15 protein-coding genes and 1 pseudogene are annotated in these 17,282 nt (G+C 71.7%); 6 read left to right on the forward strand and 10 right to left on the reverse strand.

The window, feature by feature from the left end:
* Nucleotides 1-109 precede the first annotated feature (109 nt).
* From AB0H87_RS23005 to AB0H87_RS23025, 5 genes are read right to left on the reverse strand one after another with little or no spacing between them, the layout of a single operon-like run.
* The gene (locus tag AB0H87_RS23005; RefSeq protein ID WP_360149044.1) at nt 110-1,378 is read right to left on the reverse strand and encodes a Coenzyme F420 hydrogenase/dehydrogenase, beta subunit C-terminal domain; all 1,269 of its coding nucleotides are present in this window, start codon (nt 1,376-1,378) and stop codon (nt 110-112) included.
* The gene (locus AB0H87_RS23010) at nt 1,375-2,598 is read right to left on the reverse strand and encodes a polysaccharide pyruvyl transferase family protein (protein WP_360149047.1); all 1,224 of its coding nucleotides are present in this window, start codon (nt 2,596-2,598) and stop codon (nt 1,375-1,377) included. Before AB0H87_RS23010 ends, AB0H87_RS23005 begins: the two co-directional genes overlap by 4 nt.
* 38 nt (nt 2,599-2,636) lie before the next feature.
* Nucleotides 2,637-3,263 carry a PIG-L family deacetylase gene (locus AB0H87_RS23015; RefSeq protein WP_360149050.1) on the reverse strand — a complete coding sequence of 209 codons (627 nt, stop codon included), beginning with the start codon at nt 3,261-3,263 and terminating at the stop codon, nt 2,637-2,639.
* Between the two features lie 5 nt (nt 3,264-3,268).
* Nucleotides 3,269-4,081 (reverse strand): glucose-1-phosphate cytidylyltransferase, encoded by an 813-nt coding sequence (locus AB0H87_RS23020; protein ID WP_360149053.1) that lies wholly within the window; start codon nt 4,079-4,081, stop codon nt 3,269-3,271.
* Nucleotides 4,081-5,310: a class I SAM-dependent methyltransferase gene (locus tag AB0H87_RS23025; RefSeq protein WP_360149056.1), complete on the reverse strand. Its 1,230-nt coding sequence runs from the start codon at nt 5,308-5,310 to the stop codon at nt 4,081-4,083. The genes AB0H87_RS23020 and AB0H87_RS23025 overlap by 1 nt, the downstream gene beginning before the upstream one ends.
* Before the next feature lie 195 nt (nt 5,311-5,505).
* Here AB0H87_RS23025 and AB0H87_RS23030 point away from each other — a divergent pair, with 195 nt between their 5' ends.
* Genes AB0H87_RS23030 through AB0H87_RS23045 form a run of 4 tightly spaced genes read left to right on the forward strand, consistent with a single transcriptional unit; the run spans nt 5,506 to nt 10,134 of the window.
* Complete coding sequence (locus tag AB0H87_RS23030) at nt 5,506-6,534, forward strand: SDR family oxidoreductase (RefSeq protein WP_360149059.1); 1,029 nt, start codon at nt 5,506-5,508, stop codon at nt 6,532-6,534.
* A complete protein-coding gene (locus AB0H87_RS23035) occupies nt 6,522-7,700 on the forward strand; it encodes a methyltransferase domain-containing protein (RefSeq protein ID WP_360149062.1) in 1,179 nt (392 codons plus the stop codon). The genes AB0H87_RS23030 and AB0H87_RS23035 overlap by 13 nt, the downstream gene beginning before the upstream one ends.
* The gene (locus AB0H87_RS23040; RefSeq protein WP_360149065.1) at nt 7,700-8,596 is read left to right on the forward strand and encodes a glycosyltransferase; all 897 of its coding nucleotides are present in this window, start codon (nt 7,700-7,702) and stop codon (nt 8,594-8,596) included. The genes AB0H87_RS23035 and AB0H87_RS23040 overlap by 1 nt, the downstream gene beginning before the upstream one ends.
* Nucleotides 8,596-10,134 carry a lipopolysaccharide biosynthesis protein gene (locus AB0H87_RS23045; RefSeq protein ID WP_360149068.1) on the forward strand — a complete coding sequence of 513 codons (1,539 nt, stop codon included), beginning with the start codon at nt 8,596-8,598 and terminating at the stop codon, nt 10,132-10,134. Before AB0H87_RS23040 ends, AB0H87_RS23045 begins: the two co-directional genes overlap by 1 nt.
* Here the strand turns inward: AB0H87_RS23045 and AB0H87_RS23050 are convergent.
* From AB0H87_RS23050 to AB0H87_RS23065, 4 genes are all read right to left on the reverse strand, one after another.
* A complete protein-coding gene (locus AB0H87_RS23050) occupies nt 10,027-10,653 on the reverse strand; it encodes a GNAT family N-acetyltransferase (protein WP_360149070.1) in 627 nt (208 codons plus the stop codon). The two genes, AB0H87_RS23045 and AB0H87_RS23050, sit on opposite strands and share 108 nt — an antisense overlap.
* A complete protein-coding gene (locus AB0H87_RS23055; RefSeq protein WP_360149073.1) occupies nt 10,650-10,877 on the reverse strand; it encodes a hypothetical protein in 228 nt (75 codons plus the stop codon). The genes AB0H87_RS23050 and AB0H87_RS23055 overlap by 4 nt, the downstream gene beginning before the upstream one ends.
* Before the next feature lie 174 nt (nt 10,878-11,051).
* On the reverse strand, nt 11,052-12,731 hold the full coding sequence (locus tag AB0H87_RS23060) for a P-loop NTPase fold protein (RefSeq protein ID WP_360149076.1): 1,680 nt from the start codon (nt 12,729-12,731) through the stop codon (nt 11,052-11,054).
* 11 nt (nt 12,732-12,742) lie between these two features.
* The gene (locus AB0H87_RS23065) at nt 12,743-13,057 is read right to left on the reverse strand and encodes a hypothetical protein (RefSeq protein WP_360149079.1); all 315 of its coding nucleotides are present in this window, start codon (nt 13,055-13,057) and stop codon (nt 12,743-12,745) included.
* A gap of 69 nt (nt 13,058-13,126) precedes the next feature.
* Between AB0H87_RS23065 and AB0H87_RS23070 the strand changes: the two genes are divergently transcribed.
* Nucleotides 13,127-15,718, forward strand: coding sequence for a BREX system ATP-binding domain-containing protein (locus tag AB0H87_RS23070; protein WP_360149082.1), 2,592 nt, complete (start codon nt 13,127-13,129; stop codon nt 15,716-15,718).
* A gap of 52 nt (nt 15,719-15,770) precedes the next feature.
* Nucleotides 15,771-16,625, forward strand: coding sequence for an SDR family NAD(P)-dependent oxidoreductase (locus AB0H87_RS23075; protein WP_360149085.1), 855 nt, complete (start codon nt 15,771-15,773; stop codon nt 16,623-16,625).
* Nucleotides 16,626-16,817: 192 nt separating this feature from the next.
* Here the strand turns inward: AB0H87_RS23075 and AB0H87_RS23080 are convergent.
* Nucleotides 16,818-17,282, reverse strand: a pseudogene (locus tag AB0H87_RS23080) (hypothetical protein); the annotation flags it as partial.

A 17,282-nucleotide genomic window follows, 5' to 3' on the forward strand; every position in this document is an offset into this window, starting at 1 on the left:
GCCGATCAGGGCCGTGCCGAGCAGGTAGGCCAGCACCGAGGTGACGGTCGCCGCGATCTGGCTGCGGATGAGCACGCCGATGCCGACGCCGAGGAGCCGGAGATCCAGGTCAGTCGTTCGGTGGCTCCATCGGGGTCAGGTCCGCCCGAGCCCGCAGCGACTTGCGGCGGATGCGGCGGACCGTGCCCACCGTCGACTGGAGTTTCTCCTTCGTCGACAGGTTGTCCCGCCACATCCTGGCCATCGGCAGGTGGCGCGTGCGCGGCGTCATCAGGCCCGCCGCCCGCAACGTGACCATCCGGCCCCAGACCGCGCCCCGGGCGCGGAGCAGGTTCGGCTGTGACGCCGGCAGGATCTCCGGGCCCACCTGTTCCAGGACCAGTGCCCCCGCGGCGATCGCCGCCTCGATCATCTTCAGGCCGCGTTCCGTGCGGGCCAGCACCAGTGAGCGGCCCGGGTCGCCGGCCGTCGGGCGGTACCACGGGTCGCCCACCGCGACGTCCGCGAACTCGCCCGTGTGGTCGGCGCACAGGTAGCAGCGCCACTGGCGGTGCTTCTGCAGGATGTCGCCCCACGACTGCTCGTAGGTCAGCGTCCGCTCGGCCTCGTCACCGGGCACCGCCGTGCGGGCGTTGCCCGGCCAGCCGTTGCCCCGGTAGGCGACGTGGGAGATCTGCGCCGGGTCCTCGACGCCCATCACCTTGAGCATCTCCAGCGTGCCCTGCGTCGACGGCGTGCCCGCGCAGAACACCGCGATCGTCAGGCCCACCTTGCGGTCCAGCTCCGGCCGCTCGCGGCGGGCCATCGAGACCGCGGCCACGTCGCACGGCTTGCCGATGAACACGCACGGCGTCTCCGCCGACTCGATCAGGTCGAGGCGCTCGCAGGGGCTGGCCGGCGCGTAGCGGGAGCCCGCGTTGGCCAGCAGTTCCGACCGCGAACGGGACAGCCGGGTCTCGTTGAGGTACGGCACGTCGGCCCGCGCACCGATGTGCAGCGCGCCCGTCATGCCCTCCTGCTCGATCAGGAAGGCCGACAGCGCGGTCGCCACGCCACCGCTGGAGCCGGCGAACCGGATCTCGGGGTCCGCCGCGAAGCCCTCGTACACCCGCAGCACCGGACCCCAGGCCGCCCGCAGGTCCGCGTACTCGCCGGGCCCGGGCGCGGCCGATTCGTGCTCCAGGCGCACGCCGGGGCAGCAGCTCAACGCGGCGGCCGCGCCGGGGCCACGGGACGGCAACAGCGGCAGCGGCCGGCGCCCGTAGGCCAGCACGTCGCCCATCGCCACCTCGTCGGGGGCCAGATAGGCGCACACCCCGCAGCCGGTGCACAGCTTCTGTTCCGCGACGTCGTGCACGTCGCGCGGCGTGCGGCTCATGCGGCGGACCGGGCCAGGGAAACGATCTCGTCCATCTGCTCTCCCGCCCGCCGGACCGCGACCGGCACCCGTTCGGCCAGCTCCGCCGCCGCGGCCGAGCGGTTGGACCACGACTTCCACAACGTGTCGAGCAGCTCGTCGTCGCCGAGCGAGCGCGCGTCCGCCACGTGCCGCTCCTGCCCGACCGTGGCGAAGACACCACGGGCCTTCAGGCTGTACGCGAGGATCGCGGCCGGCACGGCCGACGAGAGCGCCGCGATCGTGGCGTGCATCCGCATCCCGCAGAACCACGCGGTGCGGCTGATCACCCACTTGGTCTGGTGCGGGTCGAGCCCGCGCGGCGTGATCGCGATCCGGTCGCCGTACTTCGCGGCCAGGTCGGCCCGGAGCGCCTCGCTGGTGGCGGTGTCGTCGTCGGTGCCGCCGGCGGCGAGCACGTGCGGCACGATGATCACGCGGGTGTCGGGCTCGTCGAGCACCCGCTCGCAGATCTGCCGCGCGACCTTCCCGCCGTCACCGGCGAGCCGGAACTGCGCGATCCCCTCGGCCCGCGACATCAGCCCGCTGACGTTGATGCCCATCACCGGGCCGTCGGCCGCCGCGAACCAGGACGCGAGCTGGTCGAAGGCCGCCCCCTCGGGCGCCCGCGGCTCCAGCCCGAACGCCACGTCGACGCCCTCGCGGTGCCGCCGCGGGTCGAAGTCCGAACCGAGCAGGTCGCGCAGCGCGGCGTAGCTGTCGGGGTCGCGGGCCCAGGCCATCGCCGCACCGCGGGCCAGCCCCGCCGCCTCGGCCCGGATCCGTGGGATCTTGAACGGGCCGTACGTCTGGGGCAGGAAGACCAGCTTGCGCTTGCGCAGCAGGGACAGCTTCTTGGGCCAGGCCACCGTGCGGAACCGGTGCTCGCCGTAGATGTCGCTGAAGCTGTCGCCGCCGCTGACGTCGAGCACCACGTCGGCGCCGTCGATCGCGTTGACGCCGTGGTTGCCCAGGCCGCCGAGCGCCGCGCTGAGTCGCATGTTCACATAGGACTCGGGGCGGTGGTAGCGGCGCGAGTGCCGGGCGCCCGACAGCGTGATCGGCACCGGCTGGCCGTGCACGTACGCGGTGCCCTGCCGTTCGCCCCAACCGTCGTCGAAGACGGTCATCCGCGCGTCCGGCACCCGGGCCAGGAACGCGCCGAGGGTGGCCGCCCGCAACGCACCGACGCCCAGGTTCAATGTGGACCCGGGAACTCCAAAGAGACACGCCGCCACGCTCACAGCGACATCACCGCCTTCTCACAGCTGTACGCCTCGGCATACCGCGACCGGCACTCCATGCCACGCAGCCGGGCCAGACCGAGGAAGACCTCGTCGTCCCACCAGTCGCGGTCCTTCTGTGACGGGAAATGGGCGTGCAGCAGCTCCACCTTGCGGCGGGCGCGCTCGTCCGGCAGCGGCACGTAGACGTTACGCCGCCCCAGATCGCCGTCCCATTTCGGGATCTCGTAGTGCAGCACGACCGCGTCGCGGAACGCGGTCGGCACGAGCTCGGCCAGCAGCCGGTGGTCCTGGTGCGCGTCGTCCCTGCTGGGCGCGATCACCAGGTCGGCCCCACCGCGAGCCGCCTCCTGGACCGCCGACTTGGCCCGTTCCCAGTGCGCCGGCACCCGCCCGTCGGGCAGGTCGTGCAGCGCGAACGTGATGTCCGCACCGGGCAGGAACGCGGCCGCCGCGGCGCGCGCCTCCTCCTGCCGCGCCGGTGTGCCGCTCAGCAACGTGTAGGACACCGAAATGCGGGGCGGCAGCGACAGCAGCAGCCCGCCGGCGCCGATCTCGATGTCGTCGGGGTGGGCCCCGAAGAGGGCGACCCGGCGGACACCGGGCAGTGCGAACGGCAGCATCGGCGTCAGGAGACCAGGGCCGGCGCGAGCGAGCCGCCCGTGCGGTTGGTGTCCCAGAGCATCCACGGGCAGCGCGCCGAGTAGTAGAGCTGCTCCAGCTCGGCCCGGTCCTTGAACGTGTCGGCGGCCCGCCAGAAGCCCTTGTAGCGCTGGGCGATGACCCGCTCGGGCATCAGCCGCTCCAGCGCGTCCGGCACCAGCTCCTCGCCCTCCCGCATGTGCTCGAAGATCTCGGGGCGCAGGATGAAGTAGCCGCCGTTCTCCCACTGGGTCAGCTCGCGCATCGGCGTGATGCCGGTGACCCGGTCGCCGTCCGCGATGTCGAGCACGTGGTGCGTCGACTGCACCGGCACGGCCAGCAGGCTGGCCACCGCCTGGCTCGCCTCGAACCGCTTGACCATCTCGTCCAGGGGCGCGTTGGTCAGCGTGTCGGCGTAGTTGGCCAGGAACACCGGCTCGTTCTCGACGTGCCGGCGGACCCGCATGAGCCGCTCGCCGATCGTCGAGTTGAGCCCGGTGTCGATGAACGTGATGTTCCAGTCGGTGATGTCCGACGAGAACAGGTGCAGGTCGCGGTCGCTCATGGTGAGCGTGAAGTCGTTGGAGAGCGTCTCGTCGTAGTGCAGGAAGTAGTCCTTGACCGCGGCGGCGCCGTACCCGAGGCAGAGCACGAAGTCGGTGTGCCCGAAGTGCGCGTAGTAGCGCATCACGTGCCACAGCAACGGCCGGTCGCCGATCATCGCCATCGGCTTGGGCGCGGACTGGGCGTCCTCGCGCATCCGCATGCCGAGGCCGCCGCAGAACAGGACGACCTTCATCACACCACCTCGAGGTCCGGGATCGGGAAGACCAGCCGGCCGCCCCACTCTCGCACGTACGCGAGCTGGTTCGAGATCTCGGTCCGCAGGTTCCACGGGAGCACGAGGACATAATCCGGGCGATCCTGGGCGATCCGCTCGGGCGCGTGGATCGGGATGTGCGTACCCGGCAGGAACATGCCCTGTTTGTGCGGGCTGCGGTCGACCGTGTACTCCAGCAGGTCTGCCCGGATGCCGCAGTGGTTGAGCAGCGTGTTGCCCTTGCCCGGCGCGCCGTAGCCGACGACCCGCTTGCCCTCGGCCCGCGCGCCGATCAGGAACTCGAGCAGGTCCCGCTTGATGTCGAAGACCGCCTCCGCGAAGCCCTTGTGGCCCTCGACCGTGTGCAGCCCGGCCTCCGCCTCGGCGTCGAGCACCGACTTGACGTTGCTGGAGGGCTCGCCCGCGGCCGCGCCGTGCCGGGCGTGCACGCGCAGTGACCCGCCGTGCGTGGACAGCTCCTCGACGTCGACCACGACGAGGCCCGCGGTGGCCAGCGCGCGCTGGGCGGTGAGCAGCGAAAGGTACTGGTAGTGCTCGTGGTAGATGGTGTCGTACTGGCGCCGCTCGATCAGCCGCAGCAGGTGCGGGAACTCCAGCGTCACCAGGCCCTCGGGCTTGACCAGCGCGGCCAGCCCGGCGGTGAACCCGACCAGGTCGGGCACGTGGGCGTAGACGTTGTTGCCGGCGACCAGGTCCGCCCGGCCGTACTCGGCGGCCAGCGCCGCACCGGTCTCCGCGCCCAGGAACTCGTTGGCGGTGCGAATCCCGTTGGACTGAGCTACCTGGGCGATGTTCGCCGCCGGCTCGACGCCCAGCACCGGGATGCCCCGCGCCACGAAGTGCTGCAGCAGGTAGCCGTCGTTGCTCGCCACCTCGGTGACCAGGCTGTCCGGCCCGAGGCCCAGCTGCTCGGCCATCGTGTCGGCGTAGCGCTTGGCGTGCGCCACCCACGAGTCCGAGTACGAGGAGAAGTAGGCGTAATCGGAGAAGATGTCCTCGCCGGGCACGTATGCGGGCAACTGCACCAGCAGGCAGCTCGGGCAGAGCCGCACGTGCAACGGGTAGAACGTCTCGGCGCTGTCCAGCCGCTCCGCCGGCAGATAGCTCTCGCACAACGGGGACATGCCCAGGTCGACGAAGGTCTCGGTCAACTCCGCCGCACAAAGGCGACATACGGCTGTTGTCATGCGCACGTACCCCGAATTCGAGCAAACTCTGGTCAGCGCGAACGGTCGGCCCCGGCCCGCGCCCGGCGAAACGCTAGCCAGGTGGCGCATCGCCATGGGGCGTGGAGTAAGAAGTCCGACACTAGTCCGGCTCCGCGTAACGGGCCGTCCGTAGACTCGCGAGTCTCACCCCGGACAACGCTGCGGAGCTTCACCATGCGCACACTCGTGACCGGCCACGACGGATACATCGGCGGCGTTCTGGTGCCGCTGCTGCGGGCCGCGGGACACGACGTCACTGGCCTCGACATCAGCCTGTACGCCGACGGCGTGCTCGGCCCGCCCCCGCCGGAGGTGCCGGCGCTCCGCGTCGACCTGCGCGACGTCGAGCCCGAGCACCTGCGCGGCTTCGACGCGGTGCTGCACCTGGCGGCGCTCTGCAACGACCCGATCGGCAACCTGAACCCGGACCTCACCTACGACATCAACCACCGGTCGACGGTGCGGCTGGCCAAGGCGGCCAAGGCGGCCGGGGTCCAGCGGTTCCTGTTCTCGTCGTCGTGCTCGCTCTACGGCGCCGGCCTCGACGACCGCCCGCTCGACGAGGAGGCCGGCTTCGCCCCGGTCACCCCGTACGGCGAGTCCAAGATCCTCTCTGAGCAGGACCTGGCCGAGCTGGCCGACGACGACTTCTCGCCGGTCTACCTGCGCAACGCCACCGCGTACGGGTTCTCCCCGCGGCTGCGCGGCGACCTGGTGGTCAACGACCTGACCGCGCACGCGCTGCTCACCGGCGAGGTCCGCCTGCTCTCCGACGGCACCGCCTGGCGCCCGCTGGTGCACATCGAGGACATCTCCGCCGCGTTCCTGGCCCTGCTGGAGGCGCCGCGCGAGGTCGTGCACAACCGGGCCTACAACGTCGGGCAGACCACCGAGAACTACCTCATCCGGGACGTGGCCGAGATCGTCCGCGACGTCGTGACCGGCTCCACGGTGACGTTCGCCGGCGGCGCCTCGGCCGACTCGCGCAACTACCGGGTCAGCTGCGACCGGATCGCCGCCGAGGTGCCGGGCTTCCGCCCGGCCTGGACGGTACGCAAGGGCGTCGAGCAGCTCGTCGAGGAGTACGGCCGGCACGGCCTGACCATCGAGCAGTTCACGGGCGAGGGGCACCAGCGGCTCAAGAAGATCCGGGCCCTGCTGGCCGCCGGCCGGATCGACGAGCAGCTCCGGTGGACGTCGTGACGCGGTGTTACGCCTGCGGCGCCGGCGAGCTGGTGCCGTTCGCCGACCTGGGCACGATCCCGGTCTTCTGCGGCGTGCACTGGGCCAGCCGCGACGAGGCGCTCGCATCGCCGCTCGGGAAGATGGCGCTGGCCTACTGCCCGTCGTGCGCGTACGTGCGGAACGTGGCCTTCGAGCCGGAGCTGCTGCACTACGACACGACCATGGACACCAACCTGCACCACTCGCCCGCGTTCCAGTCGTTCTCGGCGGAGCTGGTCAAGCACCTGACCCAGCGCTACTCGCTGCGCGGCGCGACGGTGCTCGACATCGGGTGCGGGCAGGGCGAGTTCCTGCGCGAGCTGTGCCACGTCGCGGGGGCCAAGGGCTTCGGCTACGACGCGATGTACGCCGGCCCGACCAGCCCGGACCCGTCCGGCGCCACGTTCTTCAGTGGACCCGCTCCGCTGGACGACACCACACCGGCGTTCGACTTCGTGACGTCCCGGCACTGGTTCGAGCACATCGACGATCCCTACGCTTTCCTCATGGCACTGCGCCGGCTGGCCGGCGACCGCCCCGTGCGCGGCTACATCGAGGTGCCGGACGCCTGCTACGACATGGCCACCGCGGGCTGGGAGGTCATCTACCCGCACGTCTCGTACTTCGACGCCTACTCGCTGCGGCGGATCGTCGAGCGGGCCGGCTGGCGGGTCGAGGACACCGGTCCGTTGTTCCAGGGCATGTTCCGGTTCGTGGAGTTCTCGGCCAACGTGTCCGGCCCACCGGCGTCGACCGCCCCGCTGCCGGGCGCCGACGCGGTGTCGCGGCAGCTCGAGGCGATCCGCGGGTTCGCGGCCCGGCACTTCGCCGAGCGCGACAAGTGGCGCACGCTGATCGCGGACCGGATCGCCGACGGCGACAAGCCGGTGCTCTGGGGCGCGGGCTCGCGCGGCGTGCAGTTCCTGCACCTCGCCGACCCCGACGGCAAGCTGGCGGCAGTGGTCGACGTCAACTCCCGCAAGTGGGGTAGGTTCCTGCCCGTGACGGGACACGAGGTCACCGCGCCGGCGACGCTGGCCGGGTCGGGCACGCGCACCGTCATCATCACGAACCCGGCATATCGCGGCGAGATCGGTGCCACGCTGCGCGACCTCGGCGTCGACGCCGAGCTGCTGGTGGCGTGATGCCCCGGGTCACCATCGGCGTGCCGGTCTACAACGCGGCCCGCTACCTGCCGGTGGCGCTCGACGCGCTGCGCGCGCAGGACCACACCGACTTCGAGATCGTCATCAGCGACAACGCGTCGACGGACGAGACCTGGGAGATCTGCCAGCGGTACGCGGTCGCCGACCCGCGGATCCGGCTGTGGCGCAACGAGCAGAACCTCGGCGGGCACGCCAACTTCGCCAAGGTCGTCGAGCTGGCGTCGGGCGAGCTGTTCAAGTGGGCGGCGTACGACGACATCTGCCGGCCCGGGTTCGTCAGCGCGTGTGTCGCCGCGCTGGACGCCGCCGGGCCGCGCGCGGTGCTCGCGTACCCGAAGACGCTCTTGATCGACGAGGACGGCGAGGTCATCGGGCCGTACGCCGACAAGCTCGACCTGCGCGACGCGCGGGCCTGGAAGCGGCTGTCGGGCCTGGCCAACAACATCAGCCTGTGCCACGCGCACTTCGGCGTGTTCCGGATCGACGTGCTGCGACGGACCGGGCTGATCCGGCCGTTCCTCTCGTCGGACTACACGCTGATGGCCGAGGTGGCCGCGCTCGGCGAGATCCACGAGGTGCCGGAGCAGCTGTTCCTGCGCCGGGTGCACGGCGCGTCGACCCGCCAGGCCGGCAACAGCGCCGCGTCGGCCACGTCGTGGTTCGCGCCCAACGGTTCCGCGAATCCGGCCCGATCGCCACGGACCAACATGTTGCGCCAGACGGTACGCGTGCTGCGCGGGCATCCCGGCGGGCTCGCCAACTCGGCCGCGTTCCTGGGCACCTGGTTCGCCCGGCGGGGCCGGGTCCGGCTCGGCGCGCTGCGGCGGCGGCTGACGGGCAAGCCGATGCCGGCGCTGACCGAGAACGGCGCGTAGTGGTCTCTGCAGCGCCTCCCGTCGCGCCGGCTGCCAAGAAGCCCGGTGTCGGCAGCGCCATCGGCTGGTCGTACGTCCTGACCGGCGGCCGGATCGGCGCGACCGTGCTCGTGACGTTCGTGCTGGCGAAGCTGCTCGGCCCGAGCGAGTTCGGCGTCGTCGCGATGGCCACCGTGTTCATCACGATCGCGCAGACGATCCTCCAGCAGGGCCTGGTCTCCGCGATCGTGCAGCGCGACAAGCTCACCCCGGAGCACCTCGACGCCGCGTTCGGCGTGATGGTCATCTCGGGCTTCGTGGTCGGCGGCGCCGCGGCCGCGCTCAGCCCGGTCTGGGCGCTGGTCAACCGCGAGCCGCAGCTCACCGTCGTCTGCCTGGCGCTGTCACCGCTGGTGTTGATGCAGGCGCTGACCATCGTCCCGGAGGCGGTGCTGCGGCGGGAGCTGCAGTTCAAGTCGGTCGCGGTGCGCACGCTGTCCGCGTCCGTGGTCAGCGGCGTGGTCGGCGTGGTGCTGGCCGTGCTCGGCGCGGGTGTCTGGGCGCTGGTCGCGCAGTCGCTGGTGAACGCGTTCGTCGGCCTCGTGGTGCTCTGGACGGTGTGCCCGTGGCGTCCGTCCGGTTCGATGCGGCTCGGCGCGATCCGCGACCTGTGGAAGTTCTCGCTGCACTCCGCGAACGCCGGCCTCGGCTCGATGCTGAGCTCGAAGTCGGACATCATCTTCACGGGCCTGTTCTTCGGCCCGGTGGCGACGGGCATCTACCGGCTCGCCGCCCGGCTGCCCGACATGCTGGTCGACGTGACGGTGCGGTCGCTGCAACAGGTGGCGCTGCCGTCGCTGTCCCGCCTGCAGAACGAGCGGGAGGCGTTCATCCGCCACCTGACCACGCTGCAACACCTCGGCGCGCTGACCGGCCTGCCGCTGCTGGGCGTCCTGGTCGCGGCGGCCGGGCCGCTCATCGACTTCCTCGGCCCGCAGTGGTCCGGCACCGAGGTCCCGCTCGCGTTGCTTTGTCTGTACGGGGCGTTGAACGCGTACGGCGTGCTGCTCGGCCCGGCCCTGCAGGCGATCGGCCAGCCGGCGAAGCTGGCGGCCATCCTGTGGACCCGCGGCATCCTCGGCATCGTGGTGTTCGCCGGGGTCGGCACGCTGCTGCACGACTCGTCGGCGGCGACCCAGGCGACCGCGATCGCGCTGGCCGCGATCGGCATGCAGGTCGTGATGAACGCGACCTCGATCTGGGTGACGGTCTCCCGCGCGGTCGGAGGCTCGATCCCACGCTTCCTCGCGCCGACGCTGCCGGCCGTCCTGGCGGGCGGCGCGGCGGCCGCGGTGCCGTGGCTGCTCTCCGCGCTGCAGGTGTCGATCGAGCCGCCCCTGCTGGCGATGGTCTGCTACGCGGCGGTGGCCGGCGTGGTGGCGGGAGCCCTGCTATGGGTGACGGACCGGCGGCTGCGGCTGTTGGTGCGCAGGAAGCTTGGTGGCCGGCTGGCCTGGATCCCGCTGAGCCACCCCCGGGCGGGCCGGCACGCCGCCTAGGAAGGCCAGCTGCGCGGTCTTCTCCTCGGTGGTGACCACGGCGCCGAAGGTGAACCCGAGGCGCCGCCAGCGTTTCAGGGCGCGCTCGTTGCGGGCGTCGGGCTCCACGACGATCCGCCTGGTGCCCGGGTGAGCGAAGGCGAACCGCAGCAGCGCGCCGGCGAGCGTACCCGTGAAGCCGGGTCGAGGCTTCTCCGCCGGTGCGAGGAACAGGTGGATCCCGAAGTCGCCGTCTTCGACGGGGTAGTACGCGCCGATCGGGTCGGCGGCCGGTTCGTAGGTCTGGAAGATGCCGGTGGGCTCGTCGTCCAGCAGCATCAGGTAGGCGTGATGCGTCTCGAGGGAGTCGACGAACTCGTAGATCTCCTGGACGAGCTCCTTGGAGTGCGCGGTCATGCCCCAGAACCGGGCGCGCGGCTGGGTGACCCAGTCGTAGATCAGGTCGATGTCACGCGCGGGATCCAGCGTCACGAGCCGGAAGGTCCCGAGACCCGGAAGCTCCTCCTCGTGCGCCGTCATCGCCGGTCCGCCAGCGGCAGGGGGCTCACGAGCATCCGATGTGGACGCCAACCGGGGAACGGCACGAGGTCGCCGACGTGCCGGAAGCCCAAGGCTTGCAACGCCCGCCAGACGCGGGTGTTGGTCTCGGCGACGGCCAGCGAGACCCGTTCCTCGCCTCGACTGCCGAGCAGGTCGAGAATCATGGGCACCCCGAGCCGGTGGCGGCGGTGCTCGGGGAGCACGAACGCCTCGCAGATCGCGAAATGAGATGCAGCTCGGCCGCGTGCACGGAGCGGTAGACACGCGCAAGCTCGGCGAGATCGACGGTCTCGGTGAGCACGACGGCTACATCGGACACGGAGGCTCCCAGGTTGGTTAGGCTCACCTAACCATAGCCGCCAAGACCCGACAAGACCTCAGTGGGCGCGGAGCACCTGGAGCTCGCGATACATGCGATCCAGCTGTATCGAGATGCTGTTGACGGTCGTCCGCACCGCCAGGATCCGCTGGTCCTCCGGGACCTGGCGCCGAGCCTCGCTCGTCAGCCGTTTGCTCAGCCCCCGGATGCCGTCGAGCAGGTCGAGCATTCGGGTCGTGCTCTCCCGGCCGGTCGCGTTGGCCAGCAGGCTGCCGAGTGCGGAACCCTGGTCGTTGATGGTCTTTTCCAGGGCGTCGGAATCCTGCGGTTCCAAGTTGGTCGCATCCGCCAGCCTGCGCACCTCGCGTCGGATCGTTCCAAGCGGTCGATAGGCCTCGATAAGCCCTGACCGACGCCCGTCGGTGGATTCGAGGCTGTACACGAAGGCGTCCAACGTCGGATGCCGCACCAACGGCTCCACCCATTGCGAGCGAAGGAACCGGGCAAGGTCAGCAGGCATGACCGCAAGGTCCGGGTAGTGCTCCTCAAGCACGCGCTCGTCGCCTTGGCGATATCTCCGAAGCGCGTCCAGGAACAGGCCGGAGTCCGCGAGGATCGCGTTGTAGGCAGACTCCCACTCGTATCTGAACGCCAATGTCTGCACGGCAAGGACGGCGTCCCTGTCGAGCTCGGGCCGGATCAGCGTCTGCAGCGTATAGGCGTTGACGAACCGCTTGACCTCTCTCGGGTTCACCCGGCGATCGACCGCGACATAGCCAAGGTACGGGCGCACCCGCTGCTCCAGATCGCTCAACTGCTCACCGCCGAGGCCAGCCTCGCTGTACATGGAGCGGAGCAACCCGTTGAGATCCTGGGGAGCCATCGGCGGCAGGGAGTACGGCACCTGGAAGATTTTCTTGACGTAGTCGCGGCTCAACCGTTCCGCGAGGCCCGTCGGCGCGCCTGCGCTCCCGTCCGTCGCGGCGCCTGGCGACTGGGCGAACCTGGACAGGACCGCCCGCTCGACCACGTCGTCGTCCAGACCGACGACGAAGACGAACCCGACAAGATCGAAGAAGAGCTTCATCGACTCCAGGACGTCCAGTGCGTTCTCGGGCAAGCAGCGGTCCAGGTCGTCGACGAACACCACGATGCGGCTCACCCCACCGCTCTGCAGCTGGCCGAACGTCTCCGCGAGCTCGTCGAAGGCCCCCACGTACAACGACTGCGCGCCCTCGGCGCCGCCGGTCGGATTGAGAGCGTCGATGGCCCGGCCGACGTCATACTTGACCTTGACGGCGCCGGGAAAGCCGACTTCGCCGGAGAGCCCGGTGGCCAGGGCACGCACGACGCGGCCGATGCGAAGCGTAAGGGAACGAAGCCGCTCCCGCGCTTCTTCTCCCCGACCGGCGGACCATACGACCAACGCCGCACGAATCGTGTCGAGCAAGGGCACGAGCAGCAGCGGCTCGCGTTCGAAACGCCAGGCGTTGAAGTCGACGAGTACGAGCCCGTCATCTTCGTCCAGTTTGGACCTTATGGCTCGCATGAGGGTGGTCTTGCCGGCACCCCAGCCACCGAATATGCCGACTGCGAACTGCGGCTCGCTCTCCCGAATGATCCCCGCGAGGGCCTCGGCGATCCGCGCGTAGCGAAGTGCCGGCCGGTGCGACGGCACATCAAGCAAGATCTTCGAGCGTGAATGATCCGAAGGGATGGGTTCGCCGCGTCCGTTCATCCGTTCATGTTTCACCCCAACGACATCTCCGAATAGGACTCCAGCCGCTTTTCTTCGAGCAGATGCGACAGGTCGGTCAGGTGGTGGCGTAGTTCCGCGACCGCTGCGGCCGCTTGGCCCTCGTCCGGAATCTCCAGGATCGTCGCCGTGTGGCGGATGAGGTCCGCGTGCTCCGTGAGGTCCGCGTTCGCCGAACCGCCGGCCAGGAGCTGGCACACCTCCAGGGACAGGGCAAACGTCAGGCTGTCCGCCGCCAGTGTGGTCACGCCCCTGGGGAAGTCCGGTGCCTCGGCCAGCGCGCGCAGTCGCGTCAGGTCGTCGTCCAAGGCCAACATCTCGCCACCGTACGAAGGCGTCGAGGCGCTCGAATCTGTCAACTGACTAGGTTGGAGGTTGTGCTGGTTGGACGGGCCGCCGAGGTTGCGGAGCTCGACCGGCTGCTCGCCGGCGCCCGGGCCGGGCGCAGTGCCGCCCGGTTGGTCCAGGGTGAGGCGGGCAGCGGCAAGACCACCCTGCTCGACCACGTGGCGAAGGCGGCCGAAGATCTCCGCGTGCTGCGCTGCGCCGGCGTCGAGTCCGAGGCCGAGCTGCCGTTCGCGGGGCTGCACATGCTGCTGCGCGGCTCGCTCGACCGGCTCGATGCGCTCCCCGCGCCGCAGCGCGCCGCGTTGCGGGCCGCGTTCGGGCTCGCCGACGCACCCGGTGTCGACCGGTTCCTGGTCGGTCTGGCCACCCTGACCCTGCTGTCCGAGCTGGCCTCCGCCGCCCCGCTGGTCTGTCTCGTCGACGACCTGCAGTGGCTCGACCGCGCGTCAGCCGACGCACTGCTCTTCGCGGCCCGGCGGATCGACGCCGAAGGCGTCCTGCTGCTCTTCGCGGCGCGCGAGGACGCGCCCGCCACCGGGCTCGCGACGCTGCATCTGCCGCGGCTGTCCGATGACGACGCTGCCGTGCTCCTCGCCGACCTTCCGGTCGGGCAACGGGAGCGTGTGCTGGCCGAGGCTGCCGGCAACCCGCTCGCGCTGATCGAGCTAGCCCGCGGCGACGGGGCCGGCGGCGGTGTCACCGCCGCGTTCGCGGCCCAGGTGGAAAGGCTGCCCGCGGCGACGCAGCGGCTGTTGCTGGTCGCCGCCGCCGACGACACCGGCGATCCGCGGGTCGTGCTGGCGGCCGCCGGCAGCGCCCCCGCGGACCTGGCCCCGGCCGAGCGCGCCGGGCTGGTCCGGTTGGGCAACGAGACGATGGTCTTCCGCCATCCGTTGGTGCGCACCGCCGTCTACCGGCGGGCCGCGCTGGCCGAGCGGCTCGCCGCGCACCGCGCCCTGGCCGATGCCCTGGACGCCCCGGAGCACCGCGACCGCCGCGCCTGGCAGCTCGCCGCCGCCGCCACCGGTTTCGACGCGGCCGCGGCCGACGAGCTGGCCGCCGCCGCGGTCCGGGCCGGGCTGCGCGGCGGTTATGCGGCCAGCGCCGCGGCCCACGAGCGGTCCGCCCGGCTCACCGCGGACCCGACGCTGCGCGCCCGACGGCTGGCCGCCGCCGCGACCCGGGCCCGCGACGCCGGGCAGCTCCCGCGCGCCGCAGCACTGGCCGCGGAGACGGCCGACCTGCCCGCCGAGGCGGACACGGCGGCGGAGACCGCCTGGGTACGCGCCCGCGTCGAGTTCGAGCAGGGCGACCCGGCCGTCGCGGCCACGATGGTCGCCGAAGGCGCCGCCCTGATCCGCGACACCGACCCGGCCCAGTCCGGTCGGATGCTGGTCGAGACCGTGCGGATGGCGTACTTCGCCGACGAGCCACCCGACCTGGCCGATGCCGTGGAGCTCATGCGCACGCTGCCGGACACCGGCCCGCTGAAGCCGCTGCTCGCCGCCAGCGCGATCTTCGGCGACCTGCTCGCCGGCCGCGCCGCGGACCCGCTCGGGGCTGCCCTCGAACACGTGCGGCCGGACCTGCTCGACAGCGCCGTCGCCGGCACCCAGGGCCACGTCGCCTTCCTGCGGCTGTTCGTCGGCGCCGACGCGGAGGCGTACGCGCTGACCGGGCAGCTCCTCGCCGAGGCGCGCGACCGCGGACTGATCGGCGGCCTGCCGCACCTGCTGCTCTACCACGGCCAGGCGGCGCTGGCCCTGGGCCGGCTGCGGGACGCCCGCAGCGCGGGCGAGGAAGGCATGCGCATCGCGGAGGACACCGGCCAGGAGCGCTCCGCGGCCAACCATCGCGCCCTGGTCAGCCAGGTCTGCGCGGTGACCGGCGACGAACGGCGCTGCGTCGCACTCGCGACGGGACGCAACGCCACCCTCGCGTTGTCCACTCTGGACATCACGCTCGGCCGGTACGCGGAGGCGCTCGACCGCTTCGAGGCAGCCCCGCGGGATCACCTGGGCTTCGGTTATCTCGCACCGCCGGAGTGGGTCGAGGCGGCCGCCCGCGCCGGCCGACCCGACCGGGCGGAGGCGGTTCTCGACCGATACCAGGGCTGGGCCCGGCACCAGCGCGGCACCGTCGTGGAAGCGCTGGTCGAACGCTGCCGCGCCCTGCTGACCGACGACGCCGAGCCCCACTACCGTGCGGCGCTGCGGCTGCTGCACGACGCGAACCGCCCACTCGTGCTGGCCCGCACCCAGCTGCTCTGGGGCGAGTGGCTGCGCCGGTTGCGGCGGCGATCCGAGTCGCGCGCGCCGTTGCGGGCCGCGCTGGAGGCGTTCGACCACGCCGGCGCCCGACCGTGGGCGGACCGCGCCCGCGCGGAGCTGCGCGCCACCGGCGAGACCGTGCCCGCCGCCGCCGGCCGGGCCGGCCAGCTGCGCCGCCTGACCCCGCAGGAGCTGCAGGTCGCCCGCCTGGCCGCCGACGGGCTCAGCAACCGCGACATCGGCGCGCGGCTGTTCCTCAGCCCGCGTACGGTCGGCTACCACCTCTACAAGATCTTCCCGAAGCTCGGCATCGCCGACCGGCACGAGCTGCGCGGCATCGACCTGGGTTGACCGGTCACGTGACGGATGCGGCGCCGGTGCCCACGGCCGCAGGCTGGTCCGCATGGAATGCACGAAGCCGCACGTGGTGGTCACCGGCGCGTCGACCGGCATCGGCCGGGCCACCGTCCAGGACCTGGCCCGACAGGACTGGCACGTGTTCGCCGGCGTCCGCCGCGAGACCGACGCCCCCGCCGGGTCGACCCCGCTGATCCTCGACGTCACGAAAGACGACCAGATCAAGGCCGCGGCCGTGGCGGTCGAACAGCACGTCGGGCCCGCCGGCCTGGCCGGGCTGGTGAACAACGCGGGGATCGGCCTCACCTGGCCGGTCGAGCTCGTGCCACTCGACACGCTGCGGCAGGTCCTCGAGGTCAACGTGGTCGGCCAGGTCGCGGTCACCCAGGCGTTCCTGCCGCTGCTGCGCCAGGCCCGCGGACGGATCGTCGTGATCGGCTCGATCGGCGACCGGATGAGCATCCCGTACGGCGGCCCGCTCGGCGCCTCCAAGGCGGCCCTGGCGATGCTCACCGAGGCACTCCGCCAGGAGGTGGCCGGGTTCGGGATCCGGGTCGTGCTGCTGGCACCGGCCAGCATCCACACCGAGGCGGTCGACAAGGTGGAGCAGGGGGCACAGCGGGCGGTGGTCGAGTTCCCGCCGGAGCTGCGGGACCTTTACGCGGAGCCGTACCGCGGCATGGTCCGCACCGCGATGGCCCGCGAGCGCGCCGGCAGCCCGCCGAGCGTGGTCGCGACCGTGGTGGCCAAGGCCCTGGCCGAGCGGCGACCGCGCCCCCGCTACGTGGTCGGCAAGGACGCCGGCCGGCTGAGCTTCGTCGTTCGTTGGCTGCCGATCCGCGCCCAGGACGCCCTGCGCCGGCGGATCTTCCACCTGACGGATCAGCGCGGACCGGTGTAGGACCGGCGCGCCGCTTCGACCGCGTCCAGATGGCTGGTCGCCCAGCGGGCGCTTTCACATGATCGTTGCGGATGGCCGAGGCGCGGCAGCGGACGCTGGCGTTCATGCCCGAACCGGTGGTCGACGGCACCCTGGCCATCCTCGGCACGCCGACCGCGGCGACTGGGTCCGGCGCCACGTCGCGGCTTTCCGTCAGAACAGCTGAAGCGACCCCGTCCGCTGCGCGTGCCGCTCGCCCACCCGCAGCAGCACCGCGGTCAGGCCCAGCAGCACCGCCGAGAGCACGGCCAGGAACGCCAGGTGGCCGGCCAGGTCGCCGGCGTCCCGGCCGTCGAGCAGCGCACCGCGCAGCACCGTCAGGCTCGTCGTCAGCGGGAACGCCAGTCCGATCGCCTTGACCCAGACCGGGAGCGCGAACAGCGGCAGCCGCACCCCGGCGACGAACCACAGTGGATCATCAAGCAGCGTGTAGAGGAAGGCGGAGTCACGGCTGAACATCAGCAGGCTGTTGAGGAACGCGCCCCACGCGACCGCCGGCACCAGCAGCGCGAGCGCCGCGATCCCGAGCATGCCCGGGTGGGCCAGGTGCAGGCTGCCGGTGGTCCAGCGGCTCGCCGAGGACGACACCACCGGCGTGCGGATCGCTGACGTGCTCAC

Origin of the sequence: Asanoa sp. NPDC050611, from assembly GCF_040654855.1 — a bacterium.
In the GTDB taxonomy this organism is placed as follows: Bacteria; Actinomycetota; Actinomycetes; order Mycobacteriales; family Micromonosporaceae; genus Asanoa.

Bases quoted from the DNA above. Each gene is read 5' to 3' on its own strand.
- AB0H87_RS23060 (WP_360149076.1), bottom strand. From the start codon at position 12,731: ATGAACGGACGCGGCGAACCCATCCCTTCGGATCATTCACGCTCGAAG.
- AB0H87_RS23040 (WP_360149065.1), top strand. From the start codon at position 7,700: ATGCCCCGGGTCACCATCGGCGTGCCGGTCTACAACGCGGCCCGCTAC.
- AB0H87_RS23015 (WP_360149050.1), bottom strand. From the start codon at position 3,263: ATGCTGCCGTTCGCACTGCCCGGTGTCCGCCGGGTCGCCCTCTTCGGG.
- AB0H87_RS23050 (WP_360149070.1), bottom strand. From the start codon at position 10,653: ATGACGGCGCACGAGGAGGAGCTTCCGGGTCTCGGGACCTTCCGGCTC.
- AB0H87_RS23075 (WP_360149085.1), top strand. From the start codon at position 15,771: ATGGAATGCACGAAGCCGCACGTGGTGGTCACCGGCGCGTCGACCGGC.
- AB0H87_RS23005 (WP_360149044.1), bottom strand. From the start codon at position 1,378: ATGAGCCGCACGCCGCGCGACGTGCACGACGTCGCGGAACAGAAGCTG.
- AB0H87_RS23025 (WP_360149056.1), bottom strand. From the start codon at position 5,310: ATGACAACAGCCGTATGTCGCCTTTGTGCGGCGGAGTTGACCGAGACC.
- AB0H87_RS23030 (WP_360149059.1), top strand. From the start codon at position 5,506: ATGCGCACACTCGTGACCGGCCACGACGGATACATCGGCGGCGTTCTG.
- AB0H87_RS23020 (WP_360149053.1), bottom strand. From the start codon at position 4,081: ATGAAGGTCGTCCTGTTCTGCGGCGGCCTCGGCATGCGGATGCGCGAG.